This is a genomic window from Leucobacter sp. M11 (assembly GCF_035726885.1).
Taxonomy (GTDB): Bacteria; Actinomycetota; Actinomycetes; order Actinomycetales; family Microbacteriaceae; genus JAPFRB01.
Genome location: NZ_JAPFRB010000003.1, coordinates 92,507 through 95,518, shown reverse-complemented (window position 1 = coordinate 95,518; position 3,012 = coordinate 92,507). Strand labels below are relative to the sequence as shown.

The following is a 3,012-nucleotide window of genomic DNA, read 5'->3' as shown; positions in this document are numbered from 1 at the left end:
ACAGGTCGTCGTGCAGGCGGCGGGCCGCCGGGGTGAGCTCGGCCAGGCCCGTGGCGAGCCCGATGCTGCGCCGCGCGTCCGGGCCGTCCAGCGGGATCTCCACGAGCTCGGGGTGCGGGAGCTCCGCCGGGGGCATCAGCGCGATCCCGAGCCCGCGGGCGACGAGCGCCCGCAGGGTCTCGAACTCGGTAATCTCGAAGGCCACCTCGGGCTCGAAGCCGGCCGCCCGGCACCACCGCTCCAGCAGACCGCGGAGATGGTAGCTGCCCGGGTTCGCCACGAACCGTTCCCCGGCCAGCTCCGCGAGGTCAACTCGCTCTCGGTCCGCGAGCGGGTGCGCTCGGGACACGAGCAGCCGGACCGGCTGGAACCCGAGCAGCCGCGAGGGCAGCTCGCGGGGCTCCGGGATCACGATGGCCAGGTCGAGCTCGCCGTCGGCCAGCATCCGGGTGAGCGCCTCCCCGTGGGCCTGGACCAGCGCGAGCCGGATGCCCGGGGCGCGGCGGTGGAAGTCGGCGAGCAGGGCGGGCACGCTGACCGGTCCCAGCGTGAGCGGAAAGCCGAAGCGGACGATCCCGCTCTCCGCGTCCGCATCCTGGGCCGCCGCCTGGACGGCGCCCTCCAGCGCGCGCAGCGGGCCCCGGACGCCCGAGAGGAAGTCCTGCCCGCGGGCGGTGAGGCGGAGCCCGCGGCCCTCCGGCAGGAACAGCGCGATGCCGAGGTGCTCCTCCAGCGCGCGGAGCCTGCGGCTCAGCGTGGACTGCGGCACGCCGATTGCCTCCGCGGCCCGGGTGACCGTGCCCTCCGTTGCCGTCGCGACGAAGGCCTCCAGCAGCGGCGCAAGGGACGGCGTCGGCCCCGTGAATGACTGATCCATATTTGGATGATACCGCCCAGAAATCTCATTGGACGGAACGGTGCTGCGGAGAGACGATGGAGGTACCGTCATCAGGAGGAATCGTGTCCGATCAGTCCCGCCCCGCTCCCCGCCCCGCAGCCGAGGAAATCCTCGACGTCGTCCTCATCGGCGGGGGCATCATGTCCGCAACCCTGGGTGCGATGCTCGCCGAGCTCCAGCCCGACTGGTCCATGCGCCTCTACGAGCGCCGGGACGGCCTGGCCGAGGAAAGCTCCGACCCCTGGAACAACGCGGGGACGGGGCACGCCGGATACTGCGAACTGAACTACATGCCCGACCCCGCCGACGGGGCGAAGGCCGCCGACATCTCCCGCCAGTTCCTGCTCTCGCGCCAGTTCTGGGCCAGCCTCGTCGCCGAGGGGGCCCTGCCGGAGGCGGGCGACTTCGTGAACCCGACCCCGCACATGGACCTCGTGTTCGGGGCCAAGGACGTTGCCGCGCTCCGGCAGCGGGTGGAGACTCTGCGCCGCTCGCCCCTGTTCGCCACGATGGAGTACAGCGAGGACCCGGCCGTGATTGAGCGCTGGGCCCCGCTCACGATGCGCGGGCGCACGGGGGATGAGCCCGTCGCCGCCTCCCGCATCGCGACGGGGACGGACGTGGACTTTGGCGCCCTGAGCCGGGGGCTCATCGCCCGCAGCGAGCGCTCTGGCGCCGAGGTGCGCACGGGGCACGAGGTCACCCGGCTCCGCCGCCAGGCGAACGGCCTCTGGTCCCTGCGGGTCAGGGACCTGGCCACGGGGCGCAGCCACACGGCCCGGTCCCGCTTCGTGTTCGTTGGCGCGGGCGGCTATGCGCTGCGGATGCTCCAGCGCGCGAAGCTCCCCGAGGTGCGCGGCTACGCGGTGTTCCCGCTCGGGGCGCAGTTTCTGCGCTGCGACACCCCGGAGATCGTCGCGCAGCACGAGGCCAAGGTCTACAGTCAAGCCGCGGTCGGGGCCCCGCCGATGTCCGTGCCGCACCTCGACAAGCGGGTCGTGGACGGCGAGGGGGCCCTGCTCTTTGGCCCCTACGCGACCTTCAGCACCAAGCTCCTGAAGCACGGCCGCCTGAGCGACCTGTTCACCACGATCCGGGCCCGGAACCTGCCCTCCCTCGTGGGGGTTGGGGTCCAGAACCTGCCGCTCGTCGGCTACCTCGTGCGGGAGCTCCTCGCCTCCCGGAAGCGCAAGCTCGCCGAGCTCCGACGCTTCTACCCCGAGGCCCGCGACGCGGACTGGACGCTGATTGACGCCGGGCAGCGCGCCCAGCTCATCAAGCCGCACCCGAAGAAATGGGGGGTGCTCACCTTCGGGACGGAGCTGGTGACGGGCGGCGGCGGCAGCGTCGCGGGCCTCCTCGGGGCCTCGCCGGGAGCGTCCACCGCGGTGCCGATCATGCTCGAGCTGCTTGAGACCTGCTTCCCGGAGCAGTGGCCGGACTGGCGCGAGCGGCTCGTGACGCGCATCCCCGGGATCGACGCCCCCGTCGACGCCGACCGTGGGACGGTGGATGCCGTGATCGAGGCCACCGCGGCAGCCCTCGGGCTCCGGCAGCGCTCTGCGGCGATCGGCTGAGGCGGGTGAGCGGGCCGACGAAAAAAACGCTCGGGGCTCTTGACCGCCCGGCCCGCGAGGGCGCACACTGAGCGCAACGGTGGCCGCCCCGGCCGCCCGAGAGCTGGGAGCGAACCATGACCGCCAGACTGAATCCCTACCTGTCCTTCCGCGGGAACGCGGGCGAGGCGATGGAGTTCTACCGTTCGGTGCTGGGCGGCACGCTTGAGGTGATGCGCTACGACGCGATCCCCGGCATGATGGGCGATGCCGCGGACCCCGCCGAGGCGGCGAAGGTGATGCACAGCCAGCTGGAGACCCCCGACGGGCTCACGCTCATGGCGGCGGATATCCCCGCCGCGATGGCGGACTCCGAGGATTCGTCCACCGGCGGCACCTCGGTGTGCGTGTCGGGTGACGACGAGGCCCGGCTGCGCGGCATCTGGGACGCCCTGTCCGAGGGCGCTGAGATCCGGTTGCCCTTTGCGCAGGCGCCCTGGGGCGACTTCTTCGGCGACCTCAAGGACCGCTACGGCGTCGCCTGGATGATCAGCCTGT

General features: G+C 72.4%; 3 protein-coding genes. 2 read left to right on the top strand and 1 reads right to left on the bottom strand.

Annotation, left to right across the window (positions count from 1 at the left end):
- Positions 1-877: LysR family transcriptional regulator (locus OOT08_RS08695; protein WP_325092240.1), on the bottom strand; the 877-nt coding region annotated here is incomplete at its 3' end.
- A gap of 56 nt (positions 878-933) precedes the next feature.
- On the opposite strand from OOT08_RS08695, the gene mqo reads away from it, so the two are divergent.
- Positions 934-2,475: a malate dehydrogenase (quinone) gene (gene mqo, locus OOT08_RS08690; protein WP_442916211.1), complete on the top strand. Its 1,542-nt coding sequence runs from the start codon at positions 934-936 to the stop codon at positions 2,473-2,475.
- A 116-nt stretch (positions 2,476-2,591) separates the two neighbouring features.
- A partial coding sequence (locus OOT08_RS08685) for a VOC family protein (RefSeq protein WP_325092238.1) occupies positions 2,592-3,012 on the top strand: 421 nt, incomplete at its 3' end.

What these genes read in the sequence shown, in the direction of transcription:
- mqo (WP_442916211.1), top strand. Translation starts at nt 934, where the DNA reads ATGGAGGTACCGTCATCAGGAGGAATCGTGTCCGATCAGTCCCGCCCC.